Below are 18,773 nucleotides of genomic sequence, written 5' to 3'. Positions count from 1 at the left end.
TCGCCCGAAGACCGTGCCCACGAGGGCATCTTCCTCTCCTTCCAGACGCCGGTCGAGATTCCCGGCGTGTCGATGGTGAACTTCATGCGTACTGCCGTCAACGAGCAGCGCAAGTACCGCCACCTGCCTGCCCTTTCGGCAAGCGAGTTCCTGAAACTGATGCGCGAGAAGCGTGCCATCGTCGAGCTGGACAGCAAGCTGGCCAACCGTTCGGTGAACGAGGGTTTCAGCGGCGGCGAGAAGAAGCGCAACGAAATCTTCCAGATGGCCATGCTGGAGCCCACTTTTGCCATCCTCGACGAGACAGACTCCGGCCTCGACGTGGATGCGTTGCGTATTGTGGCCGAGGGCTTCAACAAGCTGCGCACGCCGCAGACTTCGGCCATGGTCATCACGCACTACCAGCGCTTGCTGGACTATCTGAAGCCCGACGTGGTACACGTCCTGCTGGGCGGCCGCATCGTGAAGACCGGTGGCCCCGAGCTGGCCACGGAAATCGAGAACCGCGGCTTCGACTGGATTAAAAAGGAAGTTAGCGAATAATGATAGATACGCGGACTACGCGGATAAGGCGGATTAACACGGATTTATATTTATATGGTGCTGCATTCTTATATAACAAGCAAGATCTTGCGTGCCTTTTATGATGTTTATCATGAGCTGGGCTATGGCTTTCTGGAGAATGTTTATCAGAATGCGTTATATAAGGAATTGCTTCGTTCCGGTTTGAAGTGTGAACCGCAGAAAAAGATAGAAGTCTATTACAAAGGAGAAGTGGTAGGCTTGTATTATGCTGATATTTTGGTGGAAGGAGTTGTTATTCTTGAGTTGAAGGCTGTTGAGGATATTACTCCGGGACACGAAGCACAACTTATGAATTATCTGAAAGCTACCGGTATTGAAGTGGGACTCATTTTAAACTTTGGTCCCGAACCGGCATTCAGACGAAAGATATTCAGTCGTCAACGTATGAAATAATCCATCCGCGTTCGTCCGTATGATCCGTGTCGTCCGCGTATCTAAAAAGAAAGAAGAATTATGAGACCCGAACAACAATACATCGACCTGTTCTCGCAGTGCGAGGCCATGATATGCCGGCACAGCTGCGAGGTGATGAATGCTCCGCGCGCGGCGGCGTTTGCCGACTTCGAGCGCCTGGGCTTCCCCACCCGCAAGGACGAACGATACAAATATACCGATGTCAGCAGGCTGTTTGAACCCGACTACGGGCTCAACCTCAACCGGCTGGACATCCCCGTCAATCCTTACGACGTGTTCAAGTGCGACGTGCCCAACATGAGCACCTCGCTCTATTTTGTCGTGAACGACGCGTTTTATGCAGCCACCACTCCCCCGTCGGCCACCAGCGGCTCGCCACTTGCAGGCCGCGGTTCGTCGCCCCTGCCCGAAGGCGTAATCTTCGGCAGCCTCAGGCAGCTGGCAACGGAACATCCCGAACTGGTGAAGAAGTACTACGGCAAGCTGGCCGATACGTCCAAGGACGGAGTGACCGCCCTCAATACCGCCCTGGCACAGGACGGCGTGCTGCTCTACATCCCCAGGAACGTAGTGGTGGAGCGCCCCATCCAGCTGGTCAACATCCTGCGCAGCGACGTCAACCTGATGGTGAACCGCCGCGTGCTGATTGTGCTCGAAGACGGTGCACAGGCCCGCCTGCTGGTGTGCGACCACGCGATGGATGCAGTCAACTTCCTGGCCACGCAGGTGGTGGAGGTCTTTGTGGGCCGCGACGCCGTCCTCGACCTCTACGAGCTGGAGGAGACACATACCAGCACCGTGCGTGTCAGCAGCATGTACGTCCGTCAGGACAGCGGAAGCAACGTCTTGCTGAACGGCATGACGCTGACGGGCGGTACCACGCGCAATACCGTCAACGTGACCCTGGCCGGCGAGAATGCCGAAATCAACCTCTGCGGCATGGCCATTGCCGACAAGAACCAGCATGTGGACACCCACACCGTCATCGACCACGCCGTGCCCCGCTGTACGTCGAACGAGCTTTTCAAGTATGTGCTCGACGACCAGGCCACGGGCGCCTTTGCCGGACTCGTCCTGGTGCGCCCCGGCGCGCAGCACACCAACTCGCAGCAGACCAACCGCAACCTCTGCGCCACTCGCGAGGCCCGTATGTACACCCAGCCGCAGCTGGAAATCTATGCCGACGACGTGAAGTGCAGTCACGGTGCGACAGTCGGCCAGCTGGACGACGCAGCGCTGTTCTACATGCGTCAGCGTGGCATTCCGATGCACGAAGCCCGTCTGCTGCTGATGTTCGCCTTCGTCAACGAAGTGATAGACACCATCCGCCTCGACGCCTTGCGCGACCGCCTGCACCTGCTGGTAGAGAAGCGCTTCCGCGGCGAGCTGAACAAGTGTCAGGGGTGTGCTATCTGCAAGTAAGCAACCCGCAGGCCTCACCCCCGGCCCCTCTCCCAAGGAGAGGGGAGGAGCGGGCGGATGTGAAAGTATGGGAAGAGGCTGAAAGCTACATTCTTTTTGAAGAAAAAGGATGGAGCAATTGAATGAATAATAGATGAATAATATGTCTGAACAGAATAACCCACAAATGTTTTCTTCCCCCCTCTCCCTGGGAGAGGGGATGGGGGTGAGGCAAGACTTCCCCATCCTTGCCCGCACCGTCTACGGCAAGCCGCTGGTCTACCTGGACAACGGCGCCACGACCCAGAAACCGCGCTGCGTGGTCGACGCCATCACCGACGAGTATTACAGCGTCAACGCCAACGTACACCGCGGTGTCCACTTCCTGTCCCAGCAGGCCACCGAGCTCCACGAAGCCAGCCGCGAGACCGTGCGCCGTTTCATCAACGCCCGCAGCACCAACGAGATAGTCTTTACCCGCGGCACCACCGAGAGCATCAACCTGCTGGCCTCCAGCTTCGGCGAAGCCTTCCTCAAGGAGGGCGACGAGGTGATTGTCTCCACCATGGAGCACCACAGCAACATCGTCCCCTGGCAGCTGCTGCAGATGCGCAAGGGCATTGTCCTCCGCGTCATCCCCATGAACGACCGCGGCGAACTGCTGCTGGACGAATACGAGCGGCTCTTCACTCCGCGCACCCGGATTGTCTGCGTGGCCCACGTCAGCAACGTGCTGGGCACCGTCAACCCCGTGCGGCAGATGATAGCCACCGCCCATGCCCACGGCGTCCCCGTGCTGGTGGACGGCGCGCAGAGCATCCCCCACATGCCGGTGGACGTACAGGCGCTCGACGCCGACTTCTACGTCTTCTCCGGCCACAAGGTCTACGGCCCCACGGGCGTAGGCGTGCTCTACGGCAAGGAGGACTGGCTGGACCGCCTGCCTCCCTATCAGGGCGGCGGCGAGATGATACAGCACGTCTCGTTCGAGCGCACCACGTTCAACGAACTGCCCTTCAAGTTCGAGGCCGGCACGCCCGACTACATCGGCACCACCGGCCTGGCCCGTGCGCTCGACTACGTTTCCGCCCTCGGCATGGACCGCATCGCCGCCTACGAGCACGAACTGACCGACTACGCCACCCGCCGCCTGAAGGAGATACCCGGCATGCGCATCTTCGGCGAGGCCGCCGAGAAGGGCAGCGTCATTTCCTTCCTTGTGGGCAACATCCACCACTTCGACATGGGCACCCTGCTCGACCGCCTCGGCATCGCCGTCCGCACGGGCCATCACTGCGCCCAGCCGCTGATGCAGCGCCTCGGCATCGAGGGCACCGTCCGCGCCTCCTTCGCCCTGTACAACACGAAGGAAGAGGTCGACGCGCTGGTGGCCGGCGTGGAACGGGTGAGCCGGATGTTCTGAGGTCCGGGCAGTCCGGTCCATTCCGCTGTAAGCGTATGCGTCTGCTTTCCGGAGAATAAATATCTTCCTTCCTGCAAGCCTGTTGCATCCGTGCTGCAAGCAGGCTTGCAGAAGAGCTGTAACAAGCATGCAGCATCGCTGCACGCTTGCTTGCAGAGGCTTTGGCGCAAGCCCGCGGCCGGAGAGAGGCAGGCCGGCGGCCGGCGTTTCCTTGGGCATCTTTTTGCTCCTTCCTGCAACTTTTCGCCCTCCCCCTGCGTCTAATGGAAGCAAATAACTTAAAAAAGACGAGATTGATATGTTACTGACTACAACTTCTGTGATTGACGGGCGAAGGATAACCCGTTACTACGGCATCGTTTCGGGCGAGACCATCATCGGTGCCAACGTGTTCCGCGATATTTTTGCCAGCATCCGCGACATTGTGGGCGGACGCAGCGGCGCCTACGAGGAGGTGCTGCGCGAGGCCAAGGAGACGGCCCTGCGCGAGATGGAAGCCCAGGCGCGCGCCCTGGGAGCCAATGCCGTGATAGGCGTGGACCTGGACTACGAGACCGTGGGCGGCAGCGGCTCCATGCTGATGGTGACGGCGGCCGGAACGGCGGTGACCGTGGAGTGACAGGGGGCTTTGAGACCCTTGGCGAGGGGGTGCTTGTACCCCGTTTGGAGGACGCTTGCATTACGCTTGGAGGATGCTTGCACGGCCCGCGCCGGACGCTTGCACGGAGCACGGTGGATGCTTGCACGGCCTAAGCCCTGATAATGAGGGCGAGAAACGGACTTTCCGGTCGGTGCGCAGTTTCCGCTTGCATTCTCTTTGCCGGATACTTGAACGGCCCGTAGTGAAAACAGGTATTCACCACGGGCCGTATCTGTATCTGTCTCCTCCGGATTCATTCCGTCTTTGGAGGGACGGAGGGGAACGGAAGGAGGCTCCTGTGACGGCTGGCGGGAACTTGACAGAAAAATATCCCCGCCAGTCGGTCGTTTTTTCCTCTCTGTTTATTGGTTCTGAAGGTTCTTTTCGCTTTCCGCCTTCCGCTTCTGCCAGCGGTCGCGGGCCAGTTTCTGCATGTCGGTGACGGCGTCGCGCTCGTCCACAATCTCGAAGCCGAGGGCGGTCTCGATGATGTCCTCCATGGTGACGATGCCGCGCAGCGTGCCGTACTCGTCGATGACGATGGAGATGTGTTCCTTCTTTTCCAGCATCTTCTCCCAGATGGCCGATACCTGGCAGCTCTCGGGGAAGGTGAGGATGTCGCGCTTGATGTCGGCCAGCTTCATGTCGAACTTGTCCTCGGCCAGGCGCTCCAGTACGGCCTGGCGCAGGACGTAGCCTGTGATGCTGTCCTGGTTCTCGCCGTAGACGGGGATGCGGGAGTAGTTGCAGAACTGCTTGTTCTGGTAGAACTCGCGCAGGGTCATGCTTTCGGGGGCGGCGGCCACCACCACGCGCGGCGTCATCACGTCGTGGGCCTTCACGTCGTCCAGCTTGATGAGGTTCTGAATCATCCGGTTCTCCTTGTTCTGGAACACGCCTTCCTCGGCGCCGATGGAGACCATGGCCGACACTTCCTCGCGGCTCACCGAGGCCTCGTGCTTGGACGGCGACACCAGCTTGGTTATCAGTTCGGACAGCCATACCAGCGGGTAGGAGATGATGATCATGGCGCGGATGATGCGGGCGGACGACACGGCCAGCGAGCGCCAGTAGTTGGCACCCACGCTCTTCGGGATAATCTCGGAGAGGACGAGGATGAGGATGGTCAGCACGGCGGAGATGATGCCGAAATAGGCTTCGCCGAATACCTTGACGGCCTCGGCGCCCACGCCGGCCGCACCCACGGTGTGGGCAATGGTGTTCAAGGAGAGGATGGCGGCGATGGGTTTGTCAATGTCCTGCTTCAGCTTCTTGAGCAGGGTGGCCGACTTGACGCCGGCCTGTTCCTTCATGGTGATGAAGGACATGGGGGTGGACAACAGGACTGCTTCCATGACGGAGCAGAGGAATGATACGGAAAGTGCAAGGGTCAGATATAATAATACAAGTCCCATAAAATGATTGTTAAGTGAAACATACGGGCAGCACGTCCGGGCTGGACGTGGCCGCCGCGGGAATAAAAAGGGGAAGTCCCGTCAGCGCAGCGCCGATGTGCGGGCGGCCGGGGCGGCGGAACGGGGCGGAGTGCGGGCCTGAGGCTAAAGCCGGTAGGTACACAGGGTGGAACGGCGGCGGACGTAGCCGCTGCCATCGGTGTGTGTCTGTTTCAAGGGGTGGAAAGCCTGCTGCGCCGTTTCTTTCTCTGCGCAGAGGCCCGCAGGCGGCTCAGGCGTATGCTGATGGCGCAGGCGGACGGCAGGAGTGGCGTTCAGGCCGGAAGGCAGGTCGACGCAGGCGGGCATCTCGGATTCGAGCAGCAGGGTCTGTACGCTGCCCCATGCCTCCCGCTCGTCAGACAGTGATTCGTACTGCCCGACAGGCTGCAGCGTAAAAAGCATGACAACGAGCCAACCCGTGACCTTATATATAAAGTAATCTGTTTCCATTTGTGTGGCGCAAAGATAGACAAACGGCTTTCTTGACGCTAAAAAGGCGGGCTGTTTTTAGTTTTTTTAAGACTTGCGGGTCTTTATGTTTTTTCACATTCGTTGCATATAAATTTGTATATTTCGTTTCAAATCTCTACTTTTAGCACTTCATTTTCTGAACCCGTTAAATTACTTAATGCTATGGACCAACTACTATTCTGGGTCGTACCGACCGCATCTGTCCTGGCTCTTGCCTTTGCCTGGCATTTCCACCGCCAGATGATGAAGGAGAGCGAGGGAACTCCTCAAATGATTAAGATTGCCGCCGCCGTGCGCAAGGGCGCCATGTCTTACCTGAAACAGCAGTACAAGATTGTGGGGCTGGTGTTTCTGGCGCTGGTTGTGCTGTTCTCCATCATGGCCTACGGCTTCGACGTGCAGAACCACTGGGTGCCGATAGCCTTCCTGACGGGCGGCTTCTTCTCGGGCCTCTCGGGTTTTCTGGGCATGAAGACGGCCACCTACGCCTCGGCCCGCACGGCCAATGCCGCCCGCGGCTCGCTGAACGGCGGCCTGCGCATCGCCTTCCGCAGCGGAGCGGTGATGGGGCTGGTGGTGGTCGGTCTGGGACTGCTGGACATCTCCTTCTGGTACCTGCTGCTGAACGCCGTGATTCCTGCCGACGCGCTGACCCCTACGCACAAGCTGTGTGTCATCACCACCACAATGCTCACCTTCGGCATGGGAGCCTCGACGCAGGCGCTCTTCGCCCGTGTGGGCGGCGGCATCTATACGAAGGCGGCCGACGTGGGTGCCGACCTCGTGGGTAAGGTCGAAGCCGGCATCCCCGAAGACGACCCGCGCAACCCCGCCACCATTGCCGACAACGTGGGCGACAACGTGGGCGACGTGGCCGGCATGGGCGCCGACCTCTACGAGAGCTATTGCGGCTCCATCCTGGCCACGGCGGCGCTGGGTGCGGCAGCCTTCATACACAGCGGCGACACGATGATGCAGTACAAGGCGGTCATCGCGCCGATGCTGATAGCGGCGGTGGGCATCCTGCTCTCCATCATAGGCATCTTCTCGGTGCGCACCAGGGAGAACGCCACGATGAAAGACCTGCTGGGCGCGCTGGGCTTCGGCACCAACCTCAGTTCGGTGCTCATCGTGGCGGCCACGTTCCTCATCCTCTGGCTGCTGAAGCTGGACAACTGGATGTGGATTTCGTGCTCCGTCGTCGTGGGTCTGCTGGTGGGCATCGTCATCGGACGCTCCACGGAGTACTACACGTCCCAGTCCTATAAGCCTACGCAGCGCCTCAGCGAGAGCGGAAAGACGGGCCCGGCCACGGTCATCATCTCCGGCATCGGCCTGGGCATGCTCTCTACGGCCATTCCGGTAATCGCGGTGGTAGTGGGCATCATTGCTTCCTACCTGTTCGCTTCGGGCTTCGACTTCGGCAACGTGGGCCTCGGGCTCTACGGCATCGGCATTGCGGCCGTGGGCATGCTCTCCACACTGGGCATCACGCTGGCTACGGACGCCTACGGCCCCATTGCGGACAACGCCGGCGGTAATGCCGAAATGTCGGGCCTGGGAGCCGAAGTGCGCAAGCGCACCGACGCCCTCGACTCGCTGGGCAACACGACGGCCGCCACGGGCAAGGGCTTTGCCATCGGTTCGGCCGCGCTGACGGGGCTGGCCCTGCTGGCTTCGTATGTCGAGGAAATCCGCATCGGCCTGACCCGCCTGGGAACCACCGAAATCTTCGTGGGCGACAAGGCCGTGCCCCTGCAGGACGCCACGTTCTTCGACTTCATGCACCACTACGACGTCACGCTGATGAATCCCAAAGTGCTGTCGGGCATGTTCATCGGCTCCATGATGGCCTTCCTGTTCTGCGGACTGACGATGAACGCCGTGGGACGTGCCGCCGCGCACATGGTGGACGAGGTTCGCCGCCAGTTCCGCGAAATCAAGGGCATCCTGACGGGCGAGGCCGAGCCCGACTATGCCCGCTGCGTGTCCATTTCGACCCGCGGCGCGCAGCGCGAGATGGTGGTTCCCTCGCTCATAGCCATCGTGGCCCCCATCCTGACGGGCATCATCTTCGGCGTGCCGGGCGTGCTGGGCCTGCTGATAGGCGGCCTGAGCAGCGGTTTCGTGCTGGCCATCTTCATGGCCAACTCGGGCGGCGCGTGGGACAACGCCAAGAAGTACGTCGAGGAAGGCAACTTCGGCGGCAAGGGCAGTGAGGTACACAAGGCAACCGTGGTGGGCGATACCGTGGGCGACCCCTTCAAGGACACTTCCGGTCCCAGCCTGAACATCCTCATCAAGCTGATGTCGATGGTGGCCATCGTCATGGCCGGCCTCACCGTAGCCTGGAGCGTGTTCTGAGACAGATAGGACAATGTTATTTTTACAATTGACAAGCTGGCGAGGCCATGCCGTTCCGGCAACATCACCTCGCCAGCTTGTCTCTGACGTTTACTAAAGAAGAAATGGCTTCAAAATACAGGTTAAATCATTGCTTTGCCTTATTGGCCCTGTTTGGACTGTTGTTTGCCGATGAAGTGCAAGCGGATGATGCGGCGTTGAATATTGATTCGATACTGCATGTATTGGATTACGAAATGGGCCAGTGCGATAAGTATATGCAAAAGAAAGAAGAGAAGCTGGCCTCCTTGAAGACCTTGCTGCACCAGTCAGCGGACTACCGGCAGCGCTTCACTCTGTGCAACGAGCTGTTTGAGGAGTACAAGCATTACCAATACGACTCGGCCTACGTGTATGCCGTGCGTTCCTTGCGGCTGGCCGAACAGTTGCAGCAGCCCGAATCGATAGCGCTGGCCAAAAGCAGCCTGATTTTCTGTTATACGGCAGTGGGCTTTTACAAGGAAGCCGACGAGGTGAACAGGGAATTTTCGGTGGAAGGACTGACGCCGCAGATGTTGGAGCATTATTACTTCCAATGCCTGTATTTATATCAGAATATGCGCGATTTTGCGGTGGGCAACGACAGCCTCTGGCAACACTACGAGTACCTGCGCGAACAGGCGCGTGCGCAGGTGCTGATGAATGCCGACAAGAATACGGACGAATACCGGCGGAACCACTCGAAAGACATGCTTTCGGTGGAGTTCCTTTCGCCGGACTCGATGATTGAGAGGCGGAAGCAGTTGCTGGACAAGTATTCGCTGCCGCTGCACGACCAGGCAGTGCAGTACTTCATGATAGGCGAGATGTGCGACAAGCTGGGGCGGCGGACCGAAGCCACCTATTACATGGCACTTTCCGCCATCAATGACATCCGCTCCATTACGCGCGAGACTTCTGCCGGCAAGACGCTCGCATCCTATATGTACGAGGCAGGCGACATTGACCGCGCCACCCGTTACATACACCGCGCACAAAGCGATGCCAACTTCTACAACACACGCATCCGGAAGATGGAAATCAACTCCATCCTGCCGCTTATTGAAAGCCGGCGTTACGAGCAGATAAGCCGCCAGCGGAATTTTTCGTTTGCCTTTGGCGCCTTTGTCCTGCTAACGTTGCTGCTGTTGCTCGTCCTGTATGTCATTTTAAGGAAGAAGAACCGCAGCTTGCGCGAGGCAAGGAACGAAATCGAGCGGAAAGCCCGTGAGCGCGATGCGGTCAACCGACAGCTGTCCGTCACCAACATGCAGCTGCAAGAAGCCAATGAGATAAAAGACAGCTATATCGTTCAGTCGCTGTATGGCGACTCGTCTTTTGTGAACGAGGTGGAAGAAAAATGCAGGCAGATGGAACGCAAGCTGAAAGCCAAGCAGTACGACGATTTGCTGTCCGTCATTCACGGAATCAATATCAGGCAAGAGCGTGAGCGCATGTCTTCATCGTTCGATGCCGCCTTCTTGAAACTGTTCCCAGACTTCCTGGAGGAATACAACAGACTCTTTCCGGAAGAGTACCGGGTTTGTCTGACCGACGGCGGCATGCTGCCCACCGAGGTGCGCATCTTCGCCTTGATGCGCTTAGGCATTGCCGACACAACATTAGTGGCCAAATATCTGAACATCTCACAAAATACGATTTACGTCTACAAAGCCAAAGTAAAAGCCAGAGCACTCGTTTCAAAAGACGAGTTTGACAATCACATTTTATCTATCTGCAAGCCTCAAGGGGCTTAATTACATATTGATTAACCATTCCACATCCAGCTGATTTATAACACAATAAAGGAACATACCGTATTAAAACGACCTTAATTGATTGCTCCAGGAAGGCATCTTCTCTAACTTTGTCCGTAAACAAACGAACCACATTGTTTAACTTTAAAATGTAAAGCTATGAGAAGAAAATTCCGTAAACTGGTCTTTTTGTCATGCTTGTTGTTTGTGCTTGGAGGACTGACTCAAACCGCTTGGGCACAGCAATTAAGCGTAAAGGGAGTAGTGACAGACGCCATTACCCACGAAACACTTCCAGGAGTAAACATCCAAGTCAAATCTACGACAAAAGGTTGCATTACCGATTTAGGCGGGCAGTTCGTGCTCGACGGAGTAGGCAAGGACGATGTGCTGATAGTGTCTTACATCGGTTACAAGACTGTCGAAGTGCCCGTGAACGGACGCACCGAGCTGAAAATAGCCTTGGGCGAAGACACCGAGATGCTGGCCGAAGTAGTGGTCATAGGTTATGGTACGATGGATAAGAAAGAGCTGACCTCGGCCATTTCGCACGTTTCCGAAAAAGACTTTCTGGCAGTGAGCAGCATCGACCCTACGATGATGATTCAAGGCAAAGTGCCGGGTGTATCCATAACCAATACCGGTGCGGGCGACCCCAACAACCAGGCCAGTATTCAGATACGTGGCGTTTCGTCGCGTTCGGCAGGCCTGGGTCCGCTCATTGTAATTGACGGTGTGCCCGGAGGCAATCTTACGAACCTCAATCCGAACGACATCGCCAGTTTCGACATCCTGAAAGACGGTGCGGCTTCGGCCATCTACGGTACGCGGGGCTCCAATGGTGTCATCCTGATTACAACCAAGAAAGGCAGCAAAGACGGCAGCATACATACGTCTTATACCGGCACGTTCTCGTTCGATGTGATGAAGAAGGAACTGGATATGCTCACCGCGCAGGAATACCGTGACCTGCGCTCGGACTCTTCGGTGGGTTATGATTTGGGAGGCAACGAAGATTGGCTGGACGCCGTAAGCCAAACCGGATTCAGCATGCAGCACACACTGACCTTGAGTGGCGGAAACGAGCGCACTTCCTATCGCGTCAGTGCCGACTACCGCGACGCTCGGGGTATTGACCTGCGTTCAGGACGTGAAGAATACGGCGCGCGTGCTTCTTTGAACCATACAACGGCCGACGGATTGTTTACGTTTACGGTCAACATCGCACCACGCATCGCCTATCGCGACCAAGCCGCATGGGATGTCTTCCGCAACGCCATCGAGGCCAATCCGACCACACCCATCTACGACCCTCAAGACCCCTCGAAATACTACAATTTCCAGGGACAGACCTCCGGTTACAATCCTGTGGAGCTGATGGCTCTGGAAGAAGACAAAGGCGAAACCAAACTGCTCGACTGGGATGCCACAGCCCGCCTGAACCTGCTGCCTTTGCTGCTGAAAGACAAGACCGGCAATCACTCGCTGAACACACAAATCACGTTTGCCGACCACCAGTACGACAACTTCAACGGCTGGTTCCGTCCTTCTACCAGTACATTGTGTATCAACTCCGGACGCGACGGAGAGGCTTCCCGCTCGTACAGCAAGGAACGCCAGCACGTGTTGGAGTGGATAACCAACTATCAGACATCTTTCGGTGACCATAACCTGAAAGCCATGGTCGGCTACTCTTATCAGTATTCGCAATACTCCGGCATGGACGCCTCGAACAAGGACTTTTCCAACGACGGCTTGGGCTTCAACAACATTGGTTCCGGCGAATATGCCAAAGACGAAGGCGAAGTGGGAATGGGTTCTTACAAGAACGACTCAAAACTCATCGCGTTCTTCGGCCGTATCAGCTACGACTACAAGGGCAAGTACCTGATGACAGCTTCACTGCGCCACGAAGGCTCTTCAAAGTTCGGAGCCAACAACAAATGGGGTAACTTCCCTGCCGTTTCACTCGGATGGCGCATTTCGGAAGAGTCGTTTATGAAAGGCATCAGCTGGATAAACGATTTGAAGCTGCGCGGTGACTTCGGTATTACCGGAAACCAGGAATTCGACAGCTACAAGTCATTGAGCACCATGTCTCCTTTCGGTTATTACTACTACAACGGACGCTATTTCCAGGTATGGGGACCGTCCAAGAACGTCAATCCCGACCTGAAATGGGAGAAGGGCAAGAACTGGAACGTAGGTATTGACTTTGCTCTCTTCAACAACCGGGTGTACGGTTCAATCAACTACTTCAACCGCCGCCAACAGGATTTGTTGGGCGATTACAAGGTGTCGGTGCCGCCTTACCTGTTCGACACAACGTTTGTCAACGTGGGCACGATGAAGAATACCGGTCTGGAGATAGACATTACGTGGGATGCCGTAAAGACCAAAGACTTTGAATATTCAGTGTCGGTGGTCGGCTCAACCATGGACAATGAATTTGTTGACTTCAGCAACTCGGAATATGTGGGACAAGATTACTACGACGTGGTAGGCACTGAAGACCCCTATCCCTTCCACTACCTGCAGCGTATCGAGAAAGGGAAACGCTTAGGAAACTTCTATATGCTCAAATATGCCGGCATCGACGAACAAGGCAACTGGATTGTGTACGACAAGGATGGAGACTTGATTAAAGCCGACCAGGCTACGGATGAAGACCGCCAGGTTGTAGGAAACGGCCTTCCTAAATTTACCGGCTCCATGACCCATAATTTCCGTTACAAGAACTTCGACCTTTCCATTTTCTTCCGTGGCGCTTTCGGATATGATATCTTCAATATCCATGACTTCTACTACGGCACCAAGAGCTTCATCGGTAACGTGCTGAAGAAGGCTTATGAGAAGAATGCCCAAATTACTGCCAACCCGGTGGTGAGCGACTACTTCCTGGAACGCGGCGATTACGTGAAACTGGATATGTTGACCTTGGGCTATACCTTCAATCCGCAATGGAAATACCTGAAGAAACTCCGTGTTTATGGCACCGGAAAGAACCTGTTGACTTTCACCAAGTTCAGCGGCGTAGACCCCGCGACTTACCAGGTGAACGGACTGAATCCGGGAGGTACCGGTTCGCGCAGCTACTATCCGTCGAGCCGCCAATTCATTGTAGGTGTGCAGATTGATTTCTAACGATTCCTTAAAATTAATATGAATATGAAAGCCCTAAAATATGTATATATAGCCGCAACGGCATTGGCAGCCGTGTTTGCAACCGGTTGCACCAATCTGGATGAAACCCTTTACGACCAGGTGGGTTCCCAGAACTATTACAATACCCAGATGGACGTGGTACGCGCCACATTCCGTCCCTTTGAACATGCTTTCTGGAGCATACAGTCGAGACACGTGCTGAACGAACTTTCGGCCGACCAGTTGATAACGCCTACGCGCGACGGATGGTGGGATGACGGAGGACGCTGGCGCCGTTTGCATTACCATACCTGGACAGTTGAAGACGGCGATGCCCAGACCGAATGGAACGGATGTTTCCAGGGCATCATGCAGGCCAACTATGTGATTGAAGACCTCAGCTCGTTGTCGCCCGAGAAATTTGGTTTTACCGATGACGAGTTCAACAACCTCAAGGCACAATGCCGTGCGTTGCGGGCCTGGTTCTACCTGAGATTGCTGGATGCCTTCCGCAACATACCGTTGGCGGTAAGCTTCAACGACGTGTCCTTGAATTCCGAAGGCCAGGTTGAGCCGAAAGTCATTTTTGAATTCATTGAGTCGGAATTGAAAGAGTGCCTGAACCTGCTGACCACGAAAGAGACGCTGGGAGGGAACCAAGGCATCCAAGGACAATGGACCAAAGCGGCCGCCGCTTCCTTGCTGGTACGGCTTTACCTCAATGCCGAGACCTATATCGACGAAAACCGCTATGCCGATTGTGCCACTTACGCCCAGGAAATCCTGGACGGCAAGTACGGCAAGTACGAATTGGCTGCCACTTGGGATGCTCCGTTCGATTGGAATAACGAGACGTGCGACGAAGTCATCTTTGGATTCCCTGCATCACAGGGATACTCTTACTGGCACTATCAAGGCGATACCTATTGGTGGACAGTGCCGGCACGCATCCGCTTCTACTTTAACGATTCCAAAGCTAAAGCAGGCGACCACAACTGCAAGTACGCCGCTTCACCCAGTTATGACCTGAACGGCAATTTGTATCAATACACGTTGGGAATGCCTGTCCAGAAGTTCCGCAAGTATCCGGAAGATGAGCGTCTGAAACTGTACAGGAACCTGGGCAACAACACCCGCGAAGGAATGTTCCTTTTCGGCAAACTGCCCTACACGGACGAAAACGGCGAACTGAAGTATGTGCCTTCCCCCAATTCGGATTACGATTTGTGCATCCGCGATGCTGTCGGAACGTTCCACGGGCTTCCTGAAGGCCAGTATCCGGACGACAAGACCAGCAACCTTACTACGGGCGACCACAACTCAGGGTGGCACTTCTGCAAGTATCCTTTCTATAGCGACGAAGACGACCAGCAGATGGAATCTGACTTTACTGAAATCCGCCTGGCAGAGATTGTCTATTCACTGGCCGAATGCAAGTTCCGCCAAGGCGATGTGGAGGGAGCCGCCAAGTTACTGAACAGTGTGCGCAAGCGTAACTATCCGGCAGAAAGCTGGACACGCAATCTCTATGCGCCCGAAGGACAAGCCCAACTTACCGAAAGCGAATTGCTGGATGAGTGGGGACGTGAGTTCTTTGCTGAAGGACGACGCCGCATTGACCTCATCCGTTTCGGACAGTTCAACAGCGGACGCTGGTGGGACAAGGATGCCGATGCCGACAACCATACCGAGATTTTTGCCATTACGCGCGACGTGTTGAATGCAAACCACAACTTGAAGCAAAATCCCGGATACGACAAATAAATCTCATAACTTTAAAAGACTCATTCTTATGAAACAGCTATATCATTTTGTACAGGCAGCCGTGTTGCTGCTGACTATAGCCTTGGCCGGTTGCGAAGGGGAAAAAGACCTGATAGTCATCGAAGGAAATCTGCCCATCAAAACCGAAACGTTCTATATGGTAGGCGACGCCACTCCGGCAGGGTGGGATATCAGCAACCCTACGGCTTTGACGCCGACAGAAACCGTTCCGTTGGTATTCGTGTATGAAGGACATCTGAACACCGGCGAGTTGAAATGCTGCTTGGTGACGGGCAGTTGGGATGCACCGTTCATACATCCTACTACGCAAGGACGTGAGATAAACCAGAGCGGCATCAATGCCGAAGTATTCTTGATGTACGCCGGAGGCGAAGATTTGAAGTGGAAGGTTACCGCTGCGGGAACCTACAATCTGACCTTCGACCTGCGCAACTGGACCATCTCGGCATCTTATTTGGGCGAATAATTACTAAAACGATTTGTATGGTATATGAACTTCGTTTTTAGACTATTCTTATTGGGAAGTTTGCTTCTGGCAAACTTCCTCCCCGTCCACTCCCGCGACAGCAAGTTTACCCGCAAGGGCAGCGGTCCGATGTATTGGATGGCCTACGAGTATTGCTACGACAACAACCGGCCTCTGCCCGAAGACCGTTACAAGAAAAACATCGATTGGATGGACACGCATCTGAAAGCGTATGGCTACGATATGATATGCACTGACGGGTGGATAGAACAGGCGCAAACGATAGATGCCAACGGATACATCACCAAGTACAACAGTGATTGGCAGCATGACTTCAGCTATTGGAGTGATTACATCCGTGGCAAAGGGATGAAGTTCGGCGTCTACTACAACCCGATGTGGCTGACACGTGCCGCGTGGGAGCAAGACTGTCCGGTGGCAGGCGCGGAAACCACCGCCCGCCAAATCGTGGGGAAGAACAGTTTCAACGCCGATTTGTATTGGGTGGATACCGCCCGTCCCGGAGCCGAGCAGTGGATAAAGGGATATGTGCGTCATTTCATCGACTTAGGGGCCACTTACCTGCGCATCGACTTCCTGGAGAATTACGAGCGGAACTACGGTTCGGACAAATACGTGCAAGCCTTGAAATGGATTAAGGAGGAAGCAGGCGATGAGATTTTCATCAGCCTGGTGATGCCCAACTGTTTCAGTCACGGCAAGAACGAAATACCGTATGGCGACATGATACGCATCAGTGACGATTGCTTCAAAGGCGGATGGGACTTTGTGAGTGGACGCCGGAGGGGCGAACGTCAGGAAAACTGGCCGCAATACGGCAATGCGTTCGATGGCTTCATCGGATTCTCTGACATAGCGGCCCCCGGCCGGTTGATTATGGACGGAGATTTTATGCGCATGAACACTATGGCCGATATGAACGAACGCCGTTTCCTGTTCTCGTTGATGGTTGTCACAGGCTCTGCGCTGGCTGTTTCAGACCAGTTTGACACGGCGACGGAGGAGTGCTTGGAGGTCTATCGGAACAAGGAGCTGATAGAACTGAACAAGGCTGGCTTCTGTGCCCAACCGTTGTCCCGGGATGTCAAGAGCAAAGACAGTTCCCGCTGGATTGGGAAATTGCCTTGCGGCGATTGGATTGTCGCTTTTTTCAACCGTGAAGATGCAGCGGACGAATACCGCATCGATTTCGGGAAAGAACTGGGCATCGAAACGGGAAAAGCGGGAAATGTGCGCGACCTCTGGACACATCAGGACATGGGCGCTATGGAAGGCTTCTATTCTGTGACGTTAGAGCCTCATAGTTGCCAAGTAATACGTATAACAAAGTAATTAGGGATGAAATTGGCAACAGTTTTCAATATGGGTATTTTGATGATAGTCCTGGCATTCCTTTTAGGAGGATGCCAGGATTCTGGAAGCGGTTCTTTGCAGGAGCCGCAGGAGCCTGAAACGGACATTCACGTTTACAAAGCCCCGTTGTATTGGAGTGTGTACGAATATTGTTGGAACCAGAGCAAGAACGGAGTGGCCAATGAGGATATGGACATCAGCCCGGACGAATGGGACAAAATAATCGACTGGGTGGCACGCGACCTGAAGCCTTACGGATACGACATGATATGCACCGACGGATTCATTCCGATGATAGCCGACGATGAATCGGGATATATGACCCGTTATGGAAGCATGCCGCTGGAGGAACTCATTGCCAGATGCAAGGCAAAGGGTCTGAAAGTGGGCGTCTACGACAACCCCTTGTGGCTGCACGGACCCGATGACACCCCGATACCGGGCACGGACGTGACCTTTGGCGATTTGAAATACAAGCCGGGCGACAAGATTGACAATCCCGGCCGTGACGACACCTGGTTCAACTGGGTGGTGGCCTCGCACAAAGGTGCCAGGGAATATGTGGACGGATTCTTCAAGCATTTTTCGGAGATGGGGGTGGATTACATCCGCATTGATTTCCTGAGCTGGTATGAAAACGGGCAAGACCGTTCAATGGGCGTCGTGGGACGTGGCTACGGACGCGAAACCTATCGGCTGGCCTTGCAGTACATCTGCGAATCGGCACAAAAGTACGGCGTGTTTACTTCATTGGTCATGCCTCACCTGTTCGACCATGCCGACCTGGAGAAACGCTACGGCAACATGGTGCGCATCGTGGCCGATACAGGCGATGGAGGGTGGGGACATTTCTCTGCCAACGAACGGGGGAAGATTTACGGCTCCTGGCCCGCAAGCATGAACATGTTCGACGGATTTCTCCACTTCTCCGATGTGAGCGGACGGAACGGCGTGATTCTTGACGGTGACTTTATCCGCCTGAACACCTTCGACACGGACGAGGAGAAACAGTCGGTCATCTCGTTGCAACTGATGGCCGGAGGTCCCGTGACCGTGGCCGACCAGTATCACACGATAGGCGACAACCTCCGCTTCTACCAGAACAGCGAACTGCTGGCCTTGAACGCCGACCGCTTTGTCGGGAAGCCGCTTGCCGCCGACCGCTGGGACAGCCGAAGCCAGATATGGTACGGGCAACTCTCTGACGGCGATTGGGTGTTGGGGCTCTTCAACCGCGAAGACAGCAGGCAGAAACGTTCTGTGGAGTTTGCCGAGCTGGGCATCGAAGGCAGCATGGACGTGCGCGACTTATGGACACACACCGACGAAGGCGAAGCCTCGCGACTGGAAGTGGAGCTGCCTCCGCATGGTTGCAAAATAGTAAAACTGAGTAAGAAATAACGTATCTTGAGTAATCATTTTAAACCAAACAACATGAGACCTTTTTTCAAAACCATCTGCCTGGCCTTGTCAG

Annotated in this window: 14 protein-coding genes; 12 read left to right on the top strand and 2 right to left on the bottom strand. The window is 55.5% G+C overall.

Going from position 1 to position 18,773, the window contains the following annotated elements:
• The 5 genes from sufC to Q1Y74_RS03655 form a co-directional block, all read left to right on the top strand.
• On the top strand, positions 1-543 hold a 543-nt coding region (gene sufC, locus Q1Y74_RS03675; protein WP_300812383.1), incomplete at its 5' end, for a Fe-S cluster assembly ATPase SufC.
• Positions 544-597: 54 nt separating this feature from the next.
• Positions 598-978, top strand: coding sequence for a GxxExxY protein (locus Q1Y74_RS03670; RefSeq protein ID WP_300812382.1), 381 nt, complete (start codon positions 598-600; stop codon positions 976-978).
• 60 nt (positions 979-1,038) lie between these two features.
• Positions 1,039-2,421 (top strand): Fe-S cluster assembly protein SufD, encoded by a 1,383-nt coding sequence (gene sufD, locus Q1Y74_RS03665; RefSeq protein ID WP_300812381.1) that lies wholly within the window; start codon positions 1,039-1,041, stop codon positions 2,419-2,421.
• Between the two features lie 166 nt (positions 2,422-2,587).
• Entirely contained in the window at positions 2,588-3,823 is a 1,236-nt protein-coding gene (locus Q1Y74_RS03660) for a cysteine desulfurase (RefSeq protein WP_300812385.1), read from the top strand.
• A gap of 298 nt (positions 3,824-4,121) precedes the next feature.
• Positions 4,122-4,442: a heavy metal-binding domain-containing protein gene (locus tag Q1Y74_RS03655; RefSeq protein ID WP_300812379.1), complete on the top strand. Its 321-nt coding sequence runs from the start codon at positions 4,122-4,124 to the stop codon at positions 4,440-4,442.
• Positions 4,443-4,825: 383 nt separating this feature from the next.
• Here the strand turns inward: Q1Y74_RS03655 and Q1Y74_RS03650 are convergent, their stop codons facing one another.
• Both Q1Y74_RS03650 and Q1Y74_RS03645 read right to left on the bottom strand, forming a co-directional pair.
• Positions 4,826-5,878 carry a hemolysin family protein gene (locus tag Q1Y74_RS03650; RefSeq protein WP_300812378.1) on the bottom strand — a complete coding sequence of 351 codons (1,053 nt, stop codon included), beginning with the start codon at positions 5,876-5,878 and terminating at the stop codon, positions 4,826-4,828.
• 144 nt (positions 5,879-6,022) lie between these two features.
• The gene (locus Q1Y74_RS03645; RefSeq protein WP_300812377.1) at positions 6,023-6,370 is read right to left on the bottom strand and encodes a hypothetical protein; all 348 of its coding nucleotides are present in this window, start codon (positions 6,368-6,370) and stop codon (positions 6,023-6,025) included.
• A 183-nt stretch (positions 6,371-6,553) separates the two neighbouring features.
• Between Q1Y74_RS03645 and Q1Y74_RS03640 the strand changes: the two genes are divergently transcribed.
• The 7 genes from Q1Y74_RS03640 to Q1Y74_RS03610 all read left to right on the top strand — a co-directional run bounded on the left by Q1Y74_RS03640 (position 6,554) and on the right by Q1Y74_RS03610 (position 18,700).
• Positions 6,554-8,755 carry a sodium-translocating pyrophosphatase gene (locus Q1Y74_RS03640; RefSeq protein ID WP_300812376.1) on the top strand — a complete coding sequence of 734 codons (2,202 nt, stop codon included), beginning with the start codon at positions 6,554-6,556 and terminating at the stop codon, positions 8,753-8,755.
• Between the two features lie 257 nt (positions 8,756-9,012).
• Entirely contained in the window at positions 9,013-10,530 is a 1,518-nt protein-coding gene (locus Q1Y74_RS03635; protein WP_300812375.1) for a DUF6377 domain-containing protein, read from the top strand.
• Positions 10,531-10,689: 159 nt separating this feature from the next.
• Positions 10,690-13,674 (top strand): SusC/RagA family TonB-linked outer membrane protein, encoded by a 2,985-nt coding sequence (locus Q1Y74_RS03630; protein ID WP_300812374.1) that lies wholly within the window; start codon positions 10,690-10,692, stop codon positions 13,672-13,674.
• 24 nt (positions 13,675-13,698) lie between these two features.
• Positions 13,699-15,438, top strand: coding sequence for a RagB/SusD family nutrient uptake outer membrane protein (locus tag Q1Y74_RS03625; RefSeq protein ID WP_300812373.1), 1,740 nt, complete (start codon positions 13,699-13,701; stop codon positions 15,436-15,438).
• A 28-nt stretch (positions 15,439-15,466) separates the two neighbouring features.
• Positions 15,467-15,925, top strand: a complete 459-nt coding sequence (locus Q1Y74_RS03620) for a SusF/SusE family outer membrane protein (RefSeq protein ID WP_300812372.1) — start codon at positions 15,467-15,469, stop codon at positions 15,923-15,925.
• Between the two features lie 24 nt (positions 15,926-15,949).
• Complete coding sequence (locus Q1Y74_RS03615; RefSeq protein ID WP_300812371.1) at positions 15,950-17,278, top strand: hypothetical protein; 1,329 nt, start codon at positions 15,950-15,952, stop codon at positions 17,276-17,278.
• A 6-nt stretch (positions 17,279-17,284) separates the two neighbouring features.
• Positions 17,285-18,700, top strand: a complete 1,416-nt coding sequence (locus Q1Y74_RS03610) for a glucan 1,6-alpha-isomaltosidase (RefSeq protein WP_300812370.1) — start codon at positions 17,285-17,287, stop codon at positions 18,698-18,700.
• Positions 18,701-18,773 lie beyond the last annotated feature (73 nt).

Source organism: uncultured Bacteroides sp. (assembly GCF_949298305.1).
Taxonomy (GTDB): Bacteria; Bacteroidota; Bacteroidia; order Bacteroidales; family Bacteroidaceae; genus Bacteroides.
This window is presented reverse-complemented; position numbering and strand designations above follow the sequence as displayed.